The sequence below is a fragment of the Prevotella brunnea genome (assembly GCF_008016795.1).
Taxonomy (GTDB): domain Bacteria; phylum Bacteroidota; class Bacteroidia; order Bacteroidales; family Bacteroidaceae; genus Prevotella; species Prevotella brunnea.
Genome location: NZ_SDIK01000006.1, coordinates 37,970 through 59,202, shown reverse-complemented (window position 1 = coordinate 59,202; position 21,233 = coordinate 37,970). Strand labels below are relative to the sequence as shown.

Sequence of the window (21,233 nt, the reverse complement as noted above, 5' to 3'; positions counted from 1 at the left end):
ACCATCAGGAGGGTATGATTGGCCCTGCGTACTTTGTCCTTTCAGTACAATGGGGCAAAGGAACGATCAAAGGTTTCTCAATTTATCAGAGTGGCAAGTTTGTACATTGGATGGGTGGTATTGAGCATGGATGACAAGTCCCACAACATTGATACCTGATGGGTGTTGGATGGAGATTTATACATTGTTGATTTGCAAGATTTTACCATGCAAAGATACAAAAACTTGTAGATATATGCAAATAATAGAAAGGTTATTTTATTGATAATCAATAGGTTATTTACTTTTCAAGGAACGACTAAATAATAGTTTTTAGTAACGGTTACTATTTGAAACAGTGTCTCAATGAGTTGGAATGAGGATTTCTATGTTTAGCGGACAGTTATAGTTTCTTATACAGACCTTGTCATACATGGCACTTTCGTTTACAGCTAATGTGTTGAACAACAAATGTAAAGTAGGACATGCATGCAACAGCCCATTCAACTCCGAAAAGGTCACGAGAATGTTGCTGTGCCTTGTCGAAAAGATGAATGGGCTGATGAGGATGGTGGTTATCGTTTAACTACTTTCTTGCCACCGATGATGTAGATGCCCTTTGGCAGTGACTCGAACTGTTGTTCGCCTTTGCCTACCATTACACCTTGCAGGTTGTATATGAGCATTGGCTCATGGCTGATGTGCGGAGCAGCGATTGCTGCAGTTGCGTCTTTTGCCATGTAGAACGGTGTCTTGAGAATGCGCTCCCATTTAGGTACGTATTTCATTCCACCCTGGATGAAGTCTTCTTGTTCCTCGACCTTATAACCATCTACGTAAATGGCATATTGCGCCCCAGCGGCAACGTTGTCTATCGAGAACGGTATTTCCTTCGTGCTGTTGGCGGGAATGATGTCTGCCAGCGAGATTTTGTTTTCAAGGTAAGCTGCGTCCGTATTGCCTTTCTTGCAACGCAGTTCAATGTCGAACCCACCGCAATAGTCAGCACTCTCGCTGTTGGTCACAATGAGTTTCCCCCTCATGGCAGGAGCTTGGAAAGCATTTTCTTCACTTTGTTCGATTTTCACCTTAACCGAAGGAAGGTTTTTTGACTTAGGTTCAGTAATGGTAATGTTTCCTCTGGAGCTGATAGTGACGCCCGATTTGCATTCGAAAGAGTAGTCAAACTCTCCAACCTCCTTTGGATAAAGCTCAAACACCACGTCTGTCGTCTGTCCTGCTGGCAGGAAGGTAGTAGTAGAAGCTACATAGTCATACTTGAAGAGCATGTCGAAGGTGTCGTACAACTCGTCGCCCTTGTTCTCTATGGTGAGGGTTACGAACAAAGGACGTCCCGCCTCCTTGCTACCTTTCACGTCCACTTTCTTCACCTCTAAAACAGGCTTGGCAGTGGAGGTCTTCAGTTCCGTGTCGGTAATCTCTATCTCCTGCGCCATTTCTCCAATGCCGCCACAAGCTTTCCATTCGTTTTCTCCTTGAATGCGGTAAACGGGTAGTACGGTGTACTTTCCGTTGGCGAGGGTGTGCGGTATGTTGAAGTTCGCTTCGTTCCTTTGTATCTTGCCGTCGGTCTTGAATGTAGAGCTGAACAGCTTGACGGCGTTTATCAATCTACCTCCCTGCCAAAAGCCTAAGCCGCAATCAGCATCAAAGGCTTCGCCGTAATTGTTCACGCATTTCATGGTGATGTCGAAATCTGTGAAGTCATCGCCACTGTTCGAGCGACTTTGATCTTGCAGGGGCGTCATCTCTTTGATGTCAACAACTTTGGGGAATACATCAGCACCTTCGCTTGGTCTGAATCCGATGATAGCTCCTTGCTCGCGCGTGTAGATACTGGGCAGTTGCGTAAATCCATATTCGCGTGGCGAAAGAACCGACAGGCGATAGTAGCCGTTGAATTGACCTCCCCAGCCCCAGTTGATGTGAAAGTAGTCGCCTTCCTTATAGCCATCGCAGACAAAGGCGTGACCATAGTTGTACACCACATCTTCGGCAAAGTAATATACGGGTCGTTTGGCTTTCAACTCATTGTATATCAGGTTGCACCATTCCTCACTGGTATAACGGTCTCTGAAAACCCGGTGCATGTCCTTTGCGTAACCAAACATTCGGGTAAGGAACAATATCACGTTGTAGGAATCGGCACCTGAATCATCAGCGGTATAATCCATATACACCGCTTGTCCCACATACCTCATCAGCTTAGCCACAGCGTCTTGCTGTTGCTGGGTGGTAGAAATGCGGTACGAAGGCAAAATGTCGTTCCACTCGAAGGTACTCTCCGCAAGCTCGGGAACTTGCAGACGAGCCGACGGAGCCGTGTAGGCAGGTATGGCGGGAGCCTTCTTTGGATACTGGTAGTAGCCCATGATTTGGGCTGCTGCCGTGGCGACACATCCCGTAACACAGTGCTTGTTTTGGTGCATGGGCGTTTGTTGATTGTAGGGACCGTACTGGCTCCATGTAGTTTTCAGCAACGGTTCAATGGGCTGCAGCGTTCTGTTGGCGCGTGTGGTGACAGGATTTGTGGTGGTAGGTATGTTGTTCAGCATGCCAACCTCCTGTCGATATTGTGCCAAGAGCATCTTGAGCGATGCCGGACATTGCTGCTCGTCGTATGTTCCCTCTTCGGCATAACCTAACACGTCAACCGTGCGGTCGTCAGCAGAGGCGATGACGAAGCCCTGTCCCTTGCCTACGTTGAAAATGTAGTAAGCATTGGTACTTGCCACCTCGTTGAGCGAGGGTACGGCTTGTGAAGCTCGTGTAGCGACCTGGGGGTTGGTACTTGCATGACTCTTGATAAAAGCCAATGCAGCTTGTCGGGCTTGTTGTCTGCCCACAGGGGCGGAAAAAGCCAAGGTGGTTGCGCATAGCAACGCTAAAGTTGTAAAAATTTTCCTCATATTTAATTTATTAGTATAAAAATAATTCTGGTAGTGTCCTTAAAAGTGTGTAATTCATCTTTCCTTTCTCTGTACTTCCACTGCTTTTTTCCTGACTTCGTCTTCGTGTCACCCAGAAATATAAATCATCCAATACTTCTTGGCAAGAATGTAAAAAATCAGGTTATTTCTCGTAAAGGGGTCGAGCTTGCTATTTTACTCACCTTTTTGCACGTCACCCTAAGTAACAATGATAAGCATTGATTATCAGGAAATTACAAATATATCTTGAAAAATTGACGAAGTCAGGAGGAATCCTGCCCTAATTTTTTAGGCTCAAAAAGTTTTAACGGACAGCAATAGTCTTTTTTATCTTGTGTTTTTGTGTAACACGAGGTATCGCCTAAGGTAAATTTGATAAAATAAAAAATCCCCACCTCCAGTATGTATAGAATAACTTTTGTTTTATGATGCACGGAATTTATTGTCTCTATGCACGTTTTTCTTAGGTACATCTTTAATACATTCTATAGGTGGGGATAAATGAGTGTGTTATTTAACTAACACTTTTTTTCCATTGATGATATAAACGCCACGTTGCAATGTGTTGACTGTTTGTGCATCAGCATGGTTCATGTATCTCTTGCCAGTGATGTCGTATACACCAACCTTTCCCTGAGACGCCTTAACACCATGGATACCAGTAGCAATGTTGTTGGCTGCATTTTTCCAGCCGTTTGCGCTTCTGTATTTATCCTCGCTTCCTGCTGGCACTTCCAATACAAAATCGTCATCAAAGCCAGTGAAAATGTTTACCCAATCAACAGGATCCATTTTGATGCCTCCATTGATAAAGTCTTCACCTCCATCAAGGGTTTGGGGTGGATTTACAGCAAGGCATACTGCTTTCTTTATTTTGTTGCAGTCACCAAAAGCACCCTCATCGGTACCAAAGAACGTTTTGAGCGTCTTTGGCAAATATACCTCTTCACATTGAACATTGTGAGCAAAAGCTCCCATGCCAATTGTTTCTACTTGTGTTTGTGAAAGATCTACCTTCTTAAGATTGCAGTTGTAGAATGCTTTAGCGTTTATTTCCTTTAGATTTTTCGGGAAAGTAACAGTCTCTAAAGCCTTGCACTCTTCAAAGGCACTCTCGCCAATTAATGTGATGTTATCGGGTAATGTTATGGACCTAAGGACAGAACAATGTTTGAAACATTCTTTCCTTAGTACAGTCAGTGAGTTTGGTAATTTTACTTCCGTAAGGCTTTGACAATCCCAGAAGATGTATTCGCCAAGGCTTGTTACCCCCTCTTCCACCACTACCTTTTTGATTAAGGAACGGTTTAATGTGTGGTTGTCTGTTCCCCACGCATACTCTGAGTTACCATCTGCGTGTTGCATCTCTCCAGTTCCGCTAATGGTAAGTGTGCCATCATTGGTAAACGTCCATTTCAAATTATCACCAATAGTGCCGTTTACGTTGTCTGCTAATGCACCCATGCAAACGAACAGGCTCATTGTTAACATGTAAATTTTTCTCATACTATAAAAACATTAAATTAAACATATTTAGGTAAAACCTATTTCATGATGTTTAGCAGATGAAGGTAGAACTTATATTGTCCATATACACTGACAGAGTGCCAAAGCCATGTTCTCAAGACTTATGTAATGGTCGGTTAGGTTATGGAAATAAACTTGTCATCCGTTTCTTCAGATTTGTTGCCGTAGGGTGTCTCCACGAAATCTCCAGCATAGTAAATGTCCTTTATAATCAGGTCTGCGCTTTCTGTTTCAGCGGTATTTTTCTTTTCTTCTGGCTGTCCGTCACGTGTACAGTTTGCGAAAAGCGCAATTGCTGCCAAGGCGCATAGCATCATATTCTTCATTTGCTTGTCTCATTTATATCAATTATTGTTGTTTCGTTATTCTTGTATATCTCAACTATTATTTCTTCTTGGTACGTGCATTGATGGAGTTGACTTTCCAATATGCAGTCATGTCTAACGGCTTTCCATTGCTGTCGCGTCTGCACAGTGATGGTACACCTTTCGTGTAGTTCAGTGCAGAACTCATCTCGGCTACAAATCCCTTTCCATTGCTACGACGAATCAGCGCACCTTGTAATTGCGAAGGATCGAATGACGGATTAGAAAAGTCATTAATTCCAAATATCCGATTGCAGACACTTGCCGTTCCTCTATCGTACCACCATACTTTTTCTTTCTTTTCTTCTGTTCCTTCCATTACGGGGTGTCCTGTTGCATCATATACTGTTACAGAGCTTGGACCTGTCAGCAAGTCCATTTTCTTCTCTGTCGAAGGACAAATGGTAAGGAAGTCGACAACCCAATTGTAATTCAGCTCAATAGCATTAATGCCTCCCATACCAGTTGTGTTATATATCATGTGGTAGTATGCCGTTGGGTATTTTCTGTTCTTTTCCAGTTCCCTTTTCTTCAGCGGATCTGTCTCGTCATTAATTTGGTCCTGCTCGGTTCCATACAAATCATATAGTCGATACCAATTGTTGCGAGAGCGTGGCGATTCGTCAGGATAAAATCCATTTTCGTCTTTGGTATGAGGTTTGGATGCATCGCCATCAGGGAGCTTCACCAAAGCCATGCGCATACTCTGGCTTGGTCCCTTAAATGGAAGTTCATCCCACAAAACAAGATCACGCATGTTTGGAATATCCTTGTTGTCAAATTTGTCGTTAGGGTCGCACATTCCGTTTTTCGGTGAATGCTGGTTGCACAATTCAAAGGTCTTGTCCTTTGGAAGTTTACTATAGTCGGGCAGAGCCTCCCAGCCATAGTAATCTTTCTTTGCCTCTTCTTCTGTGATCTCATTCTCGGCAAGGAATTTCTTCTTGTGATCACACGCATACTTCACTACAATGACACTGTCGCCCGGCTCTATGATATGTGGTTTTTTTGTTACAGGATTGTTGGGGAAGTACGACATTCCTCCAATGCCATAATACCGTTTGGTAAAATCTCCAGCTCCGTCCTTTTGGAACGAAAATTGGATACTTGGGTCAACGGCATGATATGCGAGTGCCATGTTGGCAAGCGATATCGGTTGATTGGTAGGATTGTATATCACTAGATAGTTGGCATCCTCGTATCTGCTATATTGGCTTTTGAAGCCCATGGAAGACAAATCCCTATAAGTGCAGTAACCAATGTAAAAAACTTCTTTGAAAATGAGGTGATCCACTGTTGAATTAGCATCAGTTCTGTCTGGCATGTCGCCATCTCTCTGGCATGCTGTGAAAAGGGTGGATAATGCGATGAACGCTAATATCAAGGTGTAATTTATTTTTTTCATATCTTTTTTGTTTATTTGTTTTTATATTTTAGTTGTATATAATTTATATGAATTAAAGAAACCAGTTTCCAAATGCGCCAAAGCCATGCGTCTTTACATTTTGGCTTGCATCGTATGCTTGTTTTCCAGTTAATCCAATCTCTCTGCCTAAGTAGAAATAATATGGTTCTGCTGGAGAAACGTTTGTTGGGTCGGAATCGAACCTATTGCAATACACTTTGATAGGTATGTTAAAGCGTATAAGCTCTTTCCATTCTGGAACCTCAAGGGTCGTATTCTTCGATTGCCAGAAAGGATTATAGAATGGCGCGCAGGCTTTTTCACTCTTCATCCCGTCCCAAAATCCAGCATAGTCCAGTTCCTTGTTGGCAATAGTAGCCTTAGGAATGTATGCCTTCTTTCCCTTTTGACATTTCATTACTCTTACGGAAAGATAGAAGTATGGCAATATATATGAAGGACGGCTATATACTACAGACTCACCAGAAAAACCTTTTACCATGAAAGGCCATGTGTCTTTTTTCTCTCCAGACCCATATCGTCCATCTATTTCAGGTCTAAAATTAGATGAAGGCTCGTTAGCTTCATAGTAAAAGTTGATATGTCCTTTTAGCCCTACACAGTCCTTGTCATAGGAAACGCATGAATTAGCATCGGTGGCATCAAGGGGTGGCAGCAACCTAATGTTGTAAAACTCGCGCATACCGTCAGCCATGGCATTCTGATGCCATGTGTCACGGTAGGCATATTCAAACAAATTCTTGGTTGCATTTTGTCTACGCATGATAATATCGTGACCTAAAGTTTCGTCCTTATCTACTCCTTCGAAATAAGGTGATACGACAGGATGCTCGTCAACTTTGCCATCTTTCCCATTTTTGTCAACTTCCCATGTACCTCTACAGTCTTCAATCTTGTATGGATTACCCTTATCGTCCACGTCGCTAATGGTAAAGAATATTTGATACTCATCAGAGTGCTTGTATATCTCATCATTAAGCAGCTTTCCATCTTTATCCAAGAAGTACAGGCATATACCCCAAAGGTTTTTATCTCCACCTATAAGGCGAATGTAAGGTTGCTGGGGAGTAGGTTTTCCTAACTTCTTCTCAAAAACAGTTTGAATACTCTTTTCCCACTCCACCTTTACAGTTGGAAATTTTTGTGAGTTGTTTTCTACTATGACAAATTCTTCTTGTCTCCATGGCGCTGCTGGGTAAACATAATTGCCATGAAATTTCTCATCACCGTGTGAGTGTCCTTCCTTGAACATGACTAAGCAGCGAGCCCAGTTGTTGAATGCGCCATCTTGGTCGGGATTACTCATGGTGTCACCAAAGGGAGCTTTTTTCTTCAAGCTGTCAACCATGGCATCCGCACCGCTGTGTGGTACTTCTTTGTATTCAAGTGGATTTTCGTTGTAATTGATGTTCATGTTACCAAAGATGAAATCATCGCATGATGTACATAGCATCAATATAAGAACGAAGCAAAAACTATATTTTTTCATTTTATTTTTTTATGTAAATTTCTTGATTAGATAGTTTAGTATAATTGGCACTTTGCTACATACTCTCACTCCTCTTAGCCGTGTATGTAATTTTTCCTTAGTTAGGAGAACGTGTCAGCTATGTGTGAGGAATGATGATGAGCAAATGACTTCCATTTAGCTGGATTCTACATGACGAATATACTCTTGCGATTCCTTGACAGCAAATATTGTGGATTGAAGAAATAATTCTTGATTTCATTCGTATCCATGTGAGGATAGAACTTTTTGAAATCTTCCACGAACTTCTCGTCTCCATCTTTCATGTCCGCAATGACGCGGAATGTTAAAGGAATATCAATATCGTGATTACTCCATTCTGATTTTATTTCATTAAAATTATAAAGTCCTCTACCATCTCCATTTCCGAATGTTGGAATTTCGAAACAAGTCTTTGAGTTGGCATCTGGATTATCATTTCCATATTTGGGCCAAATGGCATTCTTTGATTTATCCATTTGTGATACGATGTTGCATAGGCTTATTTGCATAGCAAATTCGGTGTTGGCTTGATTAAATTGCAGCACTCCCTTGAATCCCATTCTGTCTAAATTGTTTGGACCCGTACCTATTCTCCGGCATTGATGCAGCAATTCCACGAAATCACCTTGTCTTTGTCTCAGTGCATTTGTGCCATCGTCAACTACACCGCCGTCACCGCTACCTTCTTGATATTCATATCCCAATTGTTTCTCAAACGGGTCGGTATCTCGGTATTGGTAAGTAAACAACTTGTTAGCAAGTTCTGCCGCATGTTGCATGGTGAGTGTTTGAAAGAATTTATAACCATTTTCAGTCCATGTGGCTTGATTTCTTTTCAGCGTAGGGAATATATTTATCGCCTTGTCTATCAGAGTGCTGTCATACGGCATGATATCTGATTTTTTCCCACTTTCAGGTGCAAGCAGCGCATTGGTAGTGGTGATGTCGCAGCTCTTTAACTTGTCGCCCTCCATTTCAAAAGTAAGCTCTGGATAATAAGTGGATTTTTCATCCAGTGTGTGTGGATAAAAACCCTGCTTACTGTTCTTGGATACGGTTTTACCATCTATGGTGTAACTGTGTTCCAATACTTCGTTGCCAATAGTAAAGAAGTGTTGGTGTTGTACCAGTGTGGAGTTGTCGAGGTCTGGGTCGCCGTTTTTCTTGTAATAGAACTGTATGAACTCAGCATTAATTTGTTGGTGGTTAGCTCCATAATACGTAAGCTCAAGTCCGTAATAAACGTCATCTGATGCAACTACATCAAAATGGTCACGCTGACTGGTAATTTGCATTTGCCCATTGTCGTCCTTACTTATCTCAATTTGTTGCATGAGCGGATAGTCTGTCGGTTTATCCGTGTTCACGCTTATCATGTTGTACGAGTCTTGTTCGTATGTGTTGTCTATACTGTTGTCGGCACCAAAGTTTCCAACCTTTATATTTTCACCCTTGAACCCCATTCTAAGTACGGCACTTACTGCGTATATCTGTGAGTGTCCCTTGCCATTGTACTCGATAGAAGCAGGAGGAGCTTTTACTATTTTCTTCAAGAAATCATCAACATTATCGGTAGAACATGCGGCAAGCATGCAGCAGCATCCTACAGCTAAAATAGTTAATCGCATTATTGTCTTATATTGTAACTTCATTTTTTTAAAATTTAATGATTGTGCGCAAAGAGTAGTTCATGCCACGTTCGTGCGCATAATATCTAAATCGGTCTGTATATTCTTTATATAATGTGTTGAGGATGTTATCGCCTACCAACATTACCTTTATTTCCCTGTTGTTGGACAGCTTGAAGGCAACGTCTGCTGTGGTGCCAAGCAAGAAGTAAGGGTCGGGCGATACTGCCACTAAATCCTTGTTGGGGTCGAAACGTTCCTGTTTCGTGACATAGTTGCCAGTGAGAGAGAACGATGCCTTTATCTTTTTCTCTACACCGAAGACATGTTCATAGTTGGCTGACAGCCCATACTTGTCTGATGGCATGAAAGGCAACCAGTCGTTTCGTGTAATGTTGCGTGCGAATATCCATTCGCCCTTTGCCACGATACTGAGTCCTTTAATGGGATTTACTGTAGCTTCTATATCGCCACCATACAGCCTTACATCGTCCTGATCGTACATAAACTTGGCGTATTTTCCGCTTGGACTGTTATGAAAACGATTAGCGCCATAGCCGATATGGTCGTATATATAACTGTTGATGTGTTGGTAGAACAGGCTTGGTTCTACAGATACCCATGTGTTGCGATACCTTGCGCCTAAGATGGACTTCCAGCCACGCTCACTCTTTAGGTTTCTATTGCCCACTACCCAGTAAGAACCTTCTTGAAGACCGATGGCATAAAGCTCGTTGATGTCTGGTGGACGCCATGACCAGCCTATATTCGCACGCATGTCCCAGTTGTCGTTAAACTGATAGTGAGCAGCAAAGCTCGAGGTGAAGTTGCTGTAAACCTTGAAGTCATCGTAATAGTCGTACTTGTTCAACGTCGTGTAACCGCTCACGCTCATTACTCTAAAGTCGTAACGCAAGCCCAATTCGCATTGCAATTTTTCAAAGAAAGTCGCCTTTTGCAACAGGAAACCACCCATGGTGAGAGCGGCAAAGTTTGGTACAAAGGCAGGATTCTTCGTGCCTGGGAAGTTGTAGTTTATTTGGTATGTATTTGCCAAGCCTGCAAAGGTGGACATTTTGTAAGGCTTCCATGAGGCACGATATGATAAGTCGGCCTTGTATGTTTTCAATATGAGGTCTTGCATCGGGATGACGCTCCACTCCTTTTTCATACGGTTCTCATACTCCTGTCGCAAATTTTGTTGGAACGACAACGTCAAATCCAGCGATTGCTTTGGGTTGATGCGATATTTCATCTCGCCTTTCAGCGTGAAGTGTTGTGATTGCTGGAAGGGTATGCCAATTTCATAACTGAATGGTTGCAATGACGACTCTGTTGGACGACCAATGCGGAATCGTTCTTGTAGTTGCGCCAAGTCGGATATTTGACTGCCAAAATAGATGCCAGAGCGTTGGTAGAACAAACTTGTAAGCACGGTTGCCGTGATGCGCTTGTTTTCGAAACCACCCATGGCAGACATGCTGATGTTGTTGTAGCCCGTGTTGTTCATGATGTATTCGGGCGTATGGTAATCACCACCACGAGTATAGTTGCCGTGCAGGCGCATACCGAAATTCTTCCAACCTACTTCGATGCTTCCCGAACCGCTTATTCCTCGTGCGTTGGTGTCATAGCCGATGTTGGTAACTCCTTTCACGATTGGCTTGTTATGTCCATAGGGCAGGGGCGCATCGTTGAGCAATACCACACCACCCATGGCGCCAAAACCGTAACGAATACATTCAGCACCCTTTACAACCTCTACCATGCTGGCACCTGTATAGTCAATTTCTGGTGCATGGTCGTTACCCCAACTCTGACTCTCTAATTTAACACCGTTGTTCATCAATAGAATACGGCTACTGTGCATACCTTGAATAACAGGTTTAGCCACCGTACTACCGGCACTGATAGAACTCACACCAGGAATAGACTCCAACATTTTTGCCAACGAGGTGGCACCACCTTTTTCGAGTATACTTTGATCCAGGGCCTTGGCTTGCTGCATGATGTTGGTGTGTCTCTTTTTTGATGTCACCGTTACTTCACTTAATTGCTGTACGTCTTCCTTTAACTTGATGTTCAGTGTGCGTGTTTGTGCTGACACATAAGAAATGTAACTCTTGTAACCTACGAATGTGACAGTGATTTTCACCTTCTTGCCGCTGTCGTCTAACTTTATAGCGCAGGTACCCGACTCGTTGGTGACGTATGTCTTGCCGTTGCTATCTTTCACAACGGCTCCTATTATGGGTTCGCCCGTTAAGGCATCTGTAACTTGAAGAGTCACGCTACCTTCCTCGGCTTTATCTATGCTTGTGTTCGTGCAGTTGTATGCCTTTGTGGCAGAGATGCTTAGAAACAGCATCGTCAGCATTAGCAAGCATCCCTTGAAAAGAGAGTCTGGAGCCGATAGAATCTTTTGCGTTCGTTGTTCTTTTTTCAACATTTTGCTATTTTAATAATTATCTTTATCTTAATAATCCTTTTATTGTGCAAAGGTATTTCAATTTCTCGATTCAGAAAAAAAATGTACATACCCAAAAATAAGTATTTTCTTGTTGCTCCTTTTTGCGGACATAACTACTTTTAGTGAAAATAGGTGATGTAGGTGAGCTTGTTGGCTAAGTCGTGTTCCACTTGTTTGGAATGTGGTCTGAGTGTACATTATTTATTTTTATTGTGCGTAAATGCGGGTGTTGTACACATATTTTACTGCCTTTGCCCTACTAACTCTTTGTAATAAGACGTAGTTGATGACAACCCAGTGCCAGTCATCGAGCGAAAGAACAGTATGTTTATGAATAAACAAGCGATGAAATCTAACAACCATCAACTCACCAATAAGCGTTACCTTGTACCCTTTGTCCTCATCACCTCCTTGTTTTTTCTCTGTGGATTGCCCGTGTCATCCTGCATGTACTTAACAACCTGAGTTCGGAATAAAAATGTCCTTAAAATTTGCATATATGTAATTTATAAATTACCTTTGCGATATGAAATACAGACAAGTTGTTGCATATAAAACATACTTTGATGATTTTTTAAGGATCAAAATGAGAAAGTTCAGAAGAAAATCATTAAGGTACTTGATATTGTGGAGCAAATAGAGCGTATTACACAAAACTACCTTAAGTATATTGAGGGTACGAATGGCTTGTTTGAAATACGCATACAGCTGGGCAATAACATCTTTCGCATCTTTTGTATTTTTGATGGAAACCAACTTGTAGTCTTGCTAAGTGGCTTTCAAAAGAAAACACAAAAGACGTCAAAGTACGAAATAAAACGTGCTGTAAAAATAATGAACAACTATTATAACGATAAAAAGGAGGTAACGAAATGATGAATAATCTAAAATCACTCGACAATATAAAGGATCAATATTATGGTGCTGTTGGCACGCCTAAGCGTGATGAGTTAGAGCGCGAATTAGAATCTTTGCGTATAGGATTGAAAATAAGGGAAGCTCGTGAGCGCCTGAATATGACGCAAGAGCAATTAGCCAATCGGATTGATAAGAAACGCTCCTTTATATCTAAGGTGGAAAGTAATGGCGAAAATATAACATTAAAAACACTTTTTGATGTGGTAGAACGTGGGTTAGGTGGAAAGCTAAATATTGAAGTTTCTTTCTAATAACGGAGGATTTTTCTAAGCCAAAAGTAATGTGGAAAATCATTGGTTGCAACATTAACTTCTGTTTTGACGAAAAACAACTTATCTGTAATAATGCCGTTGATATAATGACTGGGGATAGAGACAGCCTTATTCAATTTGTCGGGCTAATGAATAGTAAACTTTTTGATTGATATCTCAAACTTACAACTGAGGCAGAAGTTCAAGGAGGTGGTATACAACTATATGTTACAACTTTGGAAAAAACTCTTTTGAAATTGGATTTCCAACAGTCTTTAACAGATATAGTATATCAGAGAATACATAATCAAGTAACAGATGCTACTGTTGATATGGCTGTTCTTGAAGCATATAATCTTATGTTGCTGTCCGCTAAAACTTTTTTTTGAACATAAAATTAGGACTGGATTCCTCGCATGGAATCCAGCCCTTTTGTTACCTTTGTTTTTTCTAACATAAATTCAAGTAACCATGAACAAAGGTACACATTTTAGCGGACAGCAATATATTCAAACACGTTTTATAATTTTGCACTTGCCGGGTGACTCTACGGTCGAAAAGAAAATAAAAACAGGCAGATTGATTTCTTTGCTTTTACGGAAACAAAGTTGAGATTTTATGTTACCTTTGCAAAGAATAAACGAATAACGGATAATGTTTGGAAACTTTTTCCACAAAAAACATCTTTATATTGCAGCCGGAATAACCTGCGTGCTTCTCGCGACAATTTTCATCTACAGATTGTTGCCACTCTCGCGAAAAAGTATTGAGCGGAGCACGGTCATCGTAAAACAGGAGGCTTACTACCGATTGGAGGTAAATGGGACGCCTGTCCTCTTTTTCACCGATTATAAAGGCACCCGGCTAATCGGAGGCGCGACAAGCAAAGACAGCGTAAAGGTGAGAAGTGTGCGTGTAAAAGGTTATTGGGTGAATATGCTTCCCATACTTCCAAGCTGTCGCGGGCGCATCCTCACGACATGGGAAAACAAGCCTTCTATCATTCTGAACCTCAGAAGTGAAGCTCTTCACCAATTAATGGAGAGGGAATATAAGCTCTTGGATGATGAGTTGGCAGGTTTGCAAACACAGCGCAACGAGCTGACGTATTACATGCGCACCCATAGCGTGCAGGATTTCGGTTATAACAGGATAGCCGATTATCAAAGGTATGTAACCTTGCAAATGGATTCGCTCTCTCGCTTCATCAATAAGTTGCGCGCCATAGATCAAAAGGGAAAGCTTCGCGTCAGACAAATCAACCGTTACACAATCGTTAGAAAGAGAAACAAGAAGTCCGTGGTTTGTCGTCGCATTAACACAGATGCCCATAAGTCGTTCATACTGTTACAGACTTACAACAAGCGAACGCCCCTCTATGTAAGGTCAAAGATGAGTGCCGAGCAGGCACGGAGTGAACTCGAGAAATCTCGTATTCCGGAAAAAACAGAACTCAATCCACCGGTGGAACCCCATATAACCGACTCATCGGGATATTATGTGGGACCGCTGCTAAATGGGAAGCCTCACGGCTATGGGAGGCACTTTGGAAAGAATGGCAGCTTCTACAGCGGACATTGGGAGAACGGACAACGAAATGGTTTCGGTTTTTATGTTGCTCCCCATGAGTATCTCATGGTGGGCGAATGGAAAGATAATGTTTTCAAGGGCGAACGGCTCACTTATCATTCCGAGCGAGTCTATGGCATTGACATTTCACGGCATCAGCACGAAAAGTATGACAAGGTGTTCAACATTGATTGGAATAGGCTAAGGATTAAGGACTTGGGAACACTAAGTACAAAGAAAATAAAAGGAAAGGTGGATTATCCCATATCGTTCATCTACATTAAGTCCACGGAAGGTTGCACGGTTTTCAATAAATATTATCACGAAGATTATCGAAAAGCGCGCGAAAAGAGAATCCACGTGGGTAGTTATCATTTCTTTTCCACTACATCTGCCGGTGCCGCTCAAGCGAGATTTTTCCTGTCGAAGAGCCGATTTTTGAAAGGCGACTTACCGGCGGTTCTGGATGTAGAACCTTCCGATGCACAAATCAGGAGGATGGGTGGGGCAGAGATAATGTTCAAGCACATTCGCGATTGGCTGTCGGTGGTGCATAAAGCTACCGGAGTGCGCCCCATCCTTTATGTCAGTCAGATGTTTACGAAGAAATATCTCCCTCTTGCCATAGACATTCAGGGGAATTACTTTGTTTGGATAGCCCGGTATGGAGAGTATAAGCCCGATATTAAATTAAAAATTTGGCAGTTGAGTCCCGACGGGAAGGTTGCCGGTATTCATGGCGATGTGGATATCAACGTGTTCAATGGTTATAAGAACAATTACGAAGAGTTTTTGAAAAAGCACACCATCCAATAAGAAACGTACTTTCGGACATAAGAAATCGAGTCGAAATAACTGAAACAGCTGTCTCGGACGAGATTTCGGATAGCCGATATGGATAGCGATACCACGCTAACGACACAACACCATTTACCTTATTAATTGTTCCCAGCTATCAGCCAATTGGCGGATAGAGGGGAAAAGTATGTCGGCACCCTCATCGGTCAATGCGGAATTGGGAAGCGGTCCGCTGTTAACTGCAATGGTAAAACATCGCGCTGCCACGCCGGCACGAACCCCAAGAGGCGCGTTTTCAATCACGATGCCTTCGTTCGGGGCATAGTTGCCTGCTCGTTTCAATCCGGCAAGATAAGGGTCAGGATTAGGCTTGCCACGTTTTACATCGAAAGCAGTAGTGATTTGGTCTTCGGAGAGAAAGTCGCTGAAATCATCGAGCAGTCGTTGTATGAGTTTTCGCTGTCCACTTCCGGTAACAACGCCAATCCGCAGTCCATCTGCCTTTATTTTTCGCATCAAATCCTTTACACCATCGAAGATAGGAGGTGGTAGTAATTCGTGGAAAAGCCCGGCTTTCAATTCATAAATGGCTTCAGCCTCTTCCTCTGAAAGGTCTTTTTTGAGCTGTTCTTTGGCATATTTCTGAATGGTATCCACGCCACGAGCCCCCTCTGTGGCGTATGCGTCCTTGGCAGAGAACCTGATGCCGTGCGCTTTCATTGCCAACATCCACACTTGTGCGTGATTGGGCATGGAGTCGTAGAGCACCCCATCCATATCGAACAACACAACTTTCGGAGAGAACGGAATAGCCGATTTTTCGTTATATCTTTGGATCGCTTCTTGAAACATATTTTATACCATTAAAAATAGGATTCCCCCATCAGTTCTTTTTCAAGAAAGGGTGAGGGAATTAATTGGAGATGAAAGAGCTTAAAGCCTCTCTTTTATAGCCTTACTCTCTGCCTCATAACCCGGCTTGTTGAGCAAAGCAAACATATTCTTCTTGTAGGCTTCCACGCCCGGCTGGTTGAATGGGTTTACGCCTTGAACGATTCCGCTAATTCCACAAGCTTTCTCAAAGAAGTAGATGAGTTGGCCGATATAGTATTCATTCAGTTTGGGAATACTAACGCGAATGTTCGGCACCCCACCATCAACGTGTGCCAATCGAGTTCCCAACTCAGCCATTTTGTTTACCTCATCAACACGTTTGCCCTCGAGAAAATTCAGTCCGTCAAGATTTTCTTCATCGTGTGGGAAAAGAAGTTTTTTATTGGGTTCTTCTACCGACAAAACGGTCTCGAAGATAGTGCGTTCGCCCTCTTGTATCCACTGTCCCATGGAGTGAAGGTCGGTTGTGAAGTCGCAAGCCGCCGGGAAAATTCCCTTTGATTGCTTTCCTTCGCTTTCTCCGTAGAGCTGTTTCCACCATTCAGCCATGAAGTGTAGTTTCGGTTGGAAGTTGGCAATGATCTCTATCTTCTTGCCTGCCTGTGTGTAAAGAGCCTGACGCACGGCTGCGTAGCGTGCCGCGATATTCTCCTCGAAAGGAACATCGATGGCCGTTTCTTTCTCCATCGTGCGTGCACCGTCCATCAACAGTTTGATGTCGAAGCCTGCAACGGCAATGGGAAGTAAGCCCACCGGGGTGAGAACCGAGAAACGTCCCCCAACATTGTCGGGAATGACAAATGTTTTGTAGCCTTCTTGTGTCGCTGCCTTCCGCGCTGCTCCCTTTGTTGCATCGGTGATGGCAATGATAACCTCTTTGGCAGTATCTTTCCCACGTTGAGCTTCACATTGTTTCTTCAACAGTCGGAAAGCGAGAGCTGTTTCCGTGGTTGTTCCCGACTTTGAAATGTTGATAACGCCAAATCGCTTGTCTTTCAGGTATTCTGTCAGTTCATGGAGATAGTCCTCTCCGATGTTGTTACCTGCGAAGAGAAGGGTAGGATTTTTTTCATCCTTCAAGAGCCAAGCGAAGCTGTTACCCAATGCTTCTATTATGGCACGTGCACCCAAATATGAACCTCCGATGCCTGCCACCACCACTACTTCGCACTTCTCTCGCAATGTATCTGCGACAGTCTGTATTTCGCTCAAGAATGCTTCGTTGGTTTCTGACGGCAGATGTAGCCAACCAAGGAAGTCGTTCCCCTGACACGTTCCGTTTTCAAGTGCTTCCTGTGCCTTAGCCACCTGTGGAGCGTATGTTTCTACTGTGCCCGGATTTAAGAACTGAGCAGCTTTGGTAATGTCTAATTTGATACTTTCCATCTGTTTACCTGAATGAATCTGTTAATAATTTTATTTCAACTTGTGGACTGATACGTTCGTAAAGAATGTTGTAAACTGCATCTAAAATTGGCATGTTCACATGTAAGTGCCTGTTGATTTCTTTCATGCACTTTGTTCCGAAGTAGCCTTCTGCAATCATTTCCATTTCCACTTGAGCCGATTTCACGCTGTAGCCCTTGCCTATCATCATGCCGAACGTGCGATTACGACTGAAGTTACTGTAGCCCGTAACGAGCTGGTCGCCTAAATAAACACTGTCGATCATTGAGCGTGGAATGGGGTTGAGTGCTGTCAAGGCTCGTTCCATTTCTTGCATGGCATTTGAGATGATTACCGATTGGAAGTTGTCGCCATATTGCAGTCCGGCACAAATACCGGAAGCGATGGCATAAACGTTCTTCAACACGGAAGCGTATTCAATGCCGAGCACATCGGGCGATGTCTTGGTCTTCACGTAGTTGGAAGCCAAGACTTCCGTCATGGCCTTTGCTTTCTCTTGATCGGAACAGCCTACGGTGAGATAGGTCAGGCGTTCCATTGCCACTTCTTCGGCATGAGATGGGCCACCGATTACGGCGAGGTTGTCTTCCGGAACATGATACACCTTGTGGAAGTATTCGGAGCACACCAAATTCTCATCGGGAACGATACCCTTAATAGCTGTTACGATGAATTTATTGTTGAGTTTGGTCTTTACCTTTTTCAATATTGATTTCAGATAAGGCGAAGGCGTAACAAAGATTAGCGTATCATAGTCCTGCACCAACCGATTAATATCGGAAGACAAGGTTACTTCGTTCAAATCGAAGTGTGCGCTTGTCAGATAGGTCGGGTTGTGTCCGAGGCGACGAAAGTCTGCTATTGATTCGTCTCTCCGGAAGTACCAACCGATGTGGTGCGTATGTTCCACCACTATCTTCGCGATGGCGGTTGCCCAACTGCCGCTTCCAATGATGGCTATGTTTCCTACTTCGTACATATTGAAAAGGTAAAAGAGCAAAACGAGTTTTGCGTCTTTACTTTTTACGCTTTATTTTTGATTGGCTTTGTCAATCCACTGCTGAATGTCCTCAACCGATGGTTTGTCGTAGCCCAACTTATACTTTTTGTTAATCTCACCTATTTTCTGTTGTAAGCCTTGTGCTTTTTCTTCTTTGATGTTTTGAATAAGATTGAAACCGCATTTGCGAAGCACGTAAACCCAGTTTTCTTCCACTCCTATTTCCGCCCATTCCTTTATGCTGCTTTGTGGCATTTTGGCTTCCGGCTTCATTTGTGGAAAGAGAAGCACCTCCTGAATGTATTCCTTGCCGGTCATGAGCATTACCAATCGGTCGATGCCGATACCGATGCCCGATGTTGGTGGCATACCGTAGCGAAGCGCGCGCAGGAAGTCTTGGTCGATAATCATTGCCTCGTCATCGCCTTTGTCAGCCAATCGCATTTGGTCCTTAAAGCGTTCTTCTTGGTCTAATGGATCGTTAAGCTCCGAATAAGCGTTTGCCAGTTCCTTGCCGTTCACCATCAGCTCGAAACGTTCTGTGAGTCCGGGCTTCGAGCGGTGCATTTTCGTCAGTGGCGACATTTCCACGGGGTAGTCGATGATGAATGTTGGTTGGATGAACGTGCCCTCGCAGTACTCGCCAAAGATTTCATCAATGAGTTTTCCTTTGCCGAAGCTCTCGTCTATGCTTTCCATTTTCAATTCATCCACGGCGATATGGCGTATTTCATCTTCACTCTTGCCGTACAAGTCGAAACCCGTCTTCTCCTTAATGGCGTCAAGGATGGGCAATCGGCGGAATGGAGCCTTAAAGCTGATGAGATGTTCGCCCACCTGTACTTCTGTCGTACCGTTCACTTCCATGCAAATCTTCTCGAGCAATCTCTCCGTGAAGCCCATCATCCATTGGTAATCCTTGTACTGAACATATAGTTCCATACATGTAAATTCAGGATTATGGAAACGATCCATGCCCTCGTTGCGGAAGTTCTTTCCTATTTCGTAAACTCCCTCAAAGCCTCCGACAATGAGCCTTTTCAGATATAATTCTGTGGCAATGCGCATATACATATCAACGTTCAGCGCGTTGAAATGTGTGATGAACGGACGTGCGCTGGCTCCTCCGGCAATGCTTTGCAAAGTGGGCGTTTCCACCTCTGTGTAACCTGCTTCATCGAAGAAGTTGCGCATGGTGCGCAATACCGTTGCTCGCTTGAGAAAAGTATCTTTTACGCCTTCGTTTACCACAAGATCGACGTAACGGCGGCGATAGCGCAACTCCGGGTCGTCGAACTTGTCGTAAGCTACTCCGTCTTTATATTTCACGACGGGTAGTGGGGTCAGACTCTTCGATAGCAATGTAATTTCCTCGGCGTGTACGGAAATCTCGCCCATCTGAGTCTTGAACACGTAGCCTTTCACCCCAATGAAATCGCCGATGTCTAGCAACTTTTTGAAAACAACGTTGTAAGCGTCTTTGTTCTCGTCCGGACAAATCTCATCGCGAGTAACATATACCTGTATTCTGCCTTTGCTGTCCTGTATTTCTGCGAAAGATGCCTTTCCCATTACGCGACGCCCCATAAGACGACCCGCAATCACGACCTCCCGTTTCTCGTCTTCCTTAAATTCTGATTTTATGTCGGTGGAATATGCGTTCGTCGGATACTCTGCCGCCGGATATGGCTCAACCCCCATGTTGCGTAATTCCTGCAAACTGTGGCGGCGTACAATCTCTTGTTCTGATAATTCTAAAACGTTCATGCTTTCTTAAAACTCGAATTATAATTCTATATATTGATTTGCAAATGTACTAAATTATTTGCAAACTCTCGGGCTTTTTATCTTTTTTATGGTTCTTCCGTTAAATGGCATATTTAGCGAGGACACTGAAAACGCGAAAATCCTTCCCGGCGATATGGGAAAAGTTCAATAATGTACTAAATTTTCTTCATTCATCCATCCAAAGCTTAGTTTTTGCTTTCCAAAAGGTAAGCTTTTGCAGTGCAAAAGGTCATGAATTGCAATGCAAAAGGTAAGCTTTTAAATAGCAACCAATATCATCTTGATTATCAATAGATTACAAAACGTGTCCCTGATACGGTTTTTGTAATATAATTTCGTGATGATTAGGACGCCATTGGGAAAAGATAAAAATTTCTCACCATCATACAACGCAGAGAAATCTTAATGCCCGATTTTAGTTCATTGATTCCAAATGGTTCAATTGTGCTTAATGATTTGGGAAAAAGGAGGAAATCCTTTGTTTATCATCCTTTTGTGTGCATTGAAGATAATTTCACTGAATCATCCGGAGCTATGGCTCGATAGCGAAAACGCAGAAAATGTCCGAGTGAAGGTGGTTTCATTAAACATTCGGAGTTAATTGATACAGCACATTCTTTACACAGACTCCTGCCCATCATTTTTTCGATCGATGAGCTGATAATTAAGAATAAAAAACCGATATTTTACTTGGCAGAACGGAATATTATGGCTATTTTTGCACTCGAAAACTAATTTTGAATTCGAATGGA

The 21,233-nt window shown here is 43.0% G+C and carries 12 protein-coding genes and 2 pseudogenes; 3 read left to right on the top strand and 11 right to left on the bottom strand.

Annotated features, from left to right (window positions below; translation table 11 throughout):
• Nucleotides 1-554: 554 nt before the first annotated feature.
• The 7 genes and pseudogenes from ETF27_RS00740 to ETF27_RS00710 form a co-directional block, all read right to left on the bottom strand.
• Nucleotides 555-2,909: a C10 family peptidase gene (locus ETF27_RS00740; RefSeq protein WP_240048090.1), complete on the bottom strand. Its 2,355-nt coding sequence runs from the start codon at nt 2,907-2,909 to the stop codon at nt 555-557.
• Between the two features lie 531 nt (nt 2,910-3,440).
• The gene (locus tag ETF27_RS00735) at nt 3,441-4,436 is read right to left on the bottom strand and encodes a leucine-rich repeat domain-containing protein (protein ID WP_130830377.1); all 996 of its coding nucleotides are present in this window, start codon (nt 4,434-4,436) and stop codon (nt 3,441-3,443) included.
• Between the two features lie 90 nt (nt 4,437-4,526).
• Nucleotides 4,527-4,783: pseudogene (locus tag ETF27_RS00730) on the bottom strand (DUF4876 domain-containing protein); the annotation flags it as partial.
• A 58-nt stretch (nt 4,784-4,841) separates the two neighbouring features.
• Complete coding sequence (locus ETF27_RS00725; RefSeq protein WP_130830378.1) at nt 4,842-6,227, bottom strand: hypothetical protein; 1,386 nt, start codon at nt 6,225-6,227, stop codon at nt 4,842-4,844.
• 52 nt (nt 6,228-6,279) lie between these two features.
• Nucleotides 6,280-7,737, bottom strand: a complete 1,458-nt coding sequence (locus ETF27_RS00720) for a hypothetical protein (RefSeq protein WP_028901953.1) — start codon at nt 7,735-7,737, stop codon at nt 6,280-6,282.
• Nucleotides 7,738-7,904: 167 nt separating this feature from the next.
• Entirely contained in the window at nt 7,905-9,350 is a 1,446-nt protein-coding gene (locus ETF27_RS00715) for a hypothetical protein (protein ID WP_130830652.1), read from the bottom strand.
• Nucleotides 9,351-9,414: 64 nt separating this feature from the next.
• Nucleotides 9,415-11,835 (bottom strand): TonB-dependent receptor, encoded by a 2,421-nt coding sequence (locus ETF27_RS00710; RefSeq protein WP_147785318.1) that lies wholly within the window; start codon nt 11,833-11,835, stop codon nt 9,415-9,417.
• A 547-nt stretch (nt 11,836-12,382) separates the two neighbouring features.
• Between ETF27_RS00710 and ETF27_RS00705 the strand changes: the two are divergent.
• From ETF27_RS00705 to ETF27_RS00690, 3 genes and pseudogenes are all read left to right on the top strand, one after another.
• Nucleotides 12,383-12,732, top strand: a pseudogene (locus ETF27_RS00705) (type II toxin-antitoxin system RelE/ParE family toxin).
• Entirely contained in the window at nt 12,732-13,025 is a 294-nt protein-coding gene (locus ETF27_RS00700) for a helix-turn-helix domain-containing protein (protein ID WP_130830653.1), read from the top strand. The pseudogene ETF27_RS00705 and the gene ETF27_RS00700 overlap by 1 nt, the downstream one beginning before the upstream one ends.
• Nucleotides 13,026-13,679: 654 nt before the next feature.
• A complete protein-coding gene (locus ETF27_RS00690) occupies nt 13,680-15,410 on the top strand; it encodes a GH25 family lysozyme (RefSeq protein ID WP_147785317.1) in 1,731 nt (576 codons plus the stop codon).
• Nucleotides 15,411-15,524: 114 nt separating this feature from the next.
• Here ETF27_RS00690 and ETF27_RS00685 read toward each other — a convergent pair whose 3' ends face one another.
• The 4 genes from ETF27_RS00685 to lysS all read right to left on the bottom strand — a co-directional run bounded on the left by ETF27_RS00685 (nt 15,525) and on the right by lysS (nt 20,460).
• A complete protein-coding gene (locus ETF27_RS00685; protein ID WP_147785316.1) occupies nt 15,525-16,244 on the bottom strand; it encodes an HAD family hydrolase in 720 nt (239 codons plus the stop codon).
• Between the two features lie 81 nt (nt 16,245-16,325).
• Nucleotides 16,326-17,672 carry a glucose-6-phosphate isomerase gene (locus ETF27_RS00680; RefSeq protein WP_147785315.1) on the bottom strand — a complete coding sequence of 449 codons (1,347 nt, stop codon included), beginning with the start codon at nt 17,670-17,672 and terminating at the stop codon, nt 16,326-16,328.
• A 4-nt stretch (nt 17,673-17,676) separates the two neighbouring features.
• The gene (locus tag ETF27_RS00675; RefSeq protein ID WP_130830383.1) at nt 17,677-18,672 is read right to left on the bottom strand and encodes an NAD(P)H-dependent glycerol-3-phosphate dehydrogenase; all 996 of its coding nucleotides are present in this window, start codon (nt 18,670-18,672) and stop codon (nt 17,677-17,679) included.
• A 51-nt stretch (nt 18,673-18,723) separates the two neighbouring features.
• Nucleotides 18,724-20,460 carry a lysine--tRNA ligase gene (lysS, locus tag ETF27_RS00670; RefSeq protein ID WP_147785314.1) on the bottom strand — a complete coding sequence of 579 codons (1,737 nt, stop codon included), beginning with the start codon at nt 20,458-20,460 and terminating at the stop codon, nt 18,724-18,726.
• Nucleotides 20,461-21,233: the final 773 nt, after the last annotated feature.

Coding starts and splice junctions, on each gene's coding strand:
- ETF27_RS00725 (WP_130830378.1), bottom strand. CDS start 6,227: ATGAAAAAAATAAATTACACCTTGATATTAGCGTTCATCGCATTATCC.
- ETF27_RS00700 (WP_130830653.1), top strand. CDS start 12,732: ATGAATAATCTAAAATCACTCGACAATATAAAGGATCAATATTATGGT.
- ETF27_RS00710 (WP_147785318.1), bottom strand. CDS start 11,835: ATGTTGAAAAAAGAACAACGAACGCAAAAGATTCTATCGGCTCCAGAC.
- ETF27_RS00690 (WP_147785317.1), top strand. CDS start 13,680: ATGTTTGGAAACTTTTTCCACAAAAAACATCTTTATATTGCAGCCGGA.
- ETF27_RS00715 (WP_130830652.1), bottom strand. CDS start 9,350: ATGCTTGCCGCATGTTCTACCGATAATGTTGATGATTTCTTGAAGAAA.
- ETF27_RS00685 (WP_147785316.1), bottom strand. CDS start 16,244: ATGTTTCAAGAAGCGATCCAAAGATATAACGAAAAATCGGCTATTCCG.
- ETF27_RS00740 (WP_240048090.1), bottom strand. CDS start 2,909: ATGAGGAAAATTTTTACAACTTTAGCGTTGCTATGCGCAACCACCTTG.
- ETF27_RS00675 (WP_130830383.1), bottom strand. CDS start 18,672: ATGTACGAAGTAGGAAACATAGCCATCATTGGAAGCGGCAGTTGGGCA.
- ETF27_RS00735 (WP_130830377.1), bottom strand. CDS start 4,436: ATGAGAAAAATTTACATGTTAACAATGAGCCTGTTCGTTTGCATGGGT.
- ETF27_RS00680 (WP_147785315.1), bottom strand. CDS start 17,672: ATGGAAAGTATCAAATTAGACATTACCAAAGCTGCTCAGTTCTTAAAT.
- lysS (WP_147785314.1), bottom strand. CDS start 20,460: ATGAACGTTTTAGAATTATCAGAACAAGAGATTGTACGCCGCCACAGT.
- ETF27_RS00720 (WP_028901953.1), bottom strand. CDS start 7,737: ATGAAAAAATATAGTTTTTGCTTCGTTCTTATATTGATGCTATGTACA.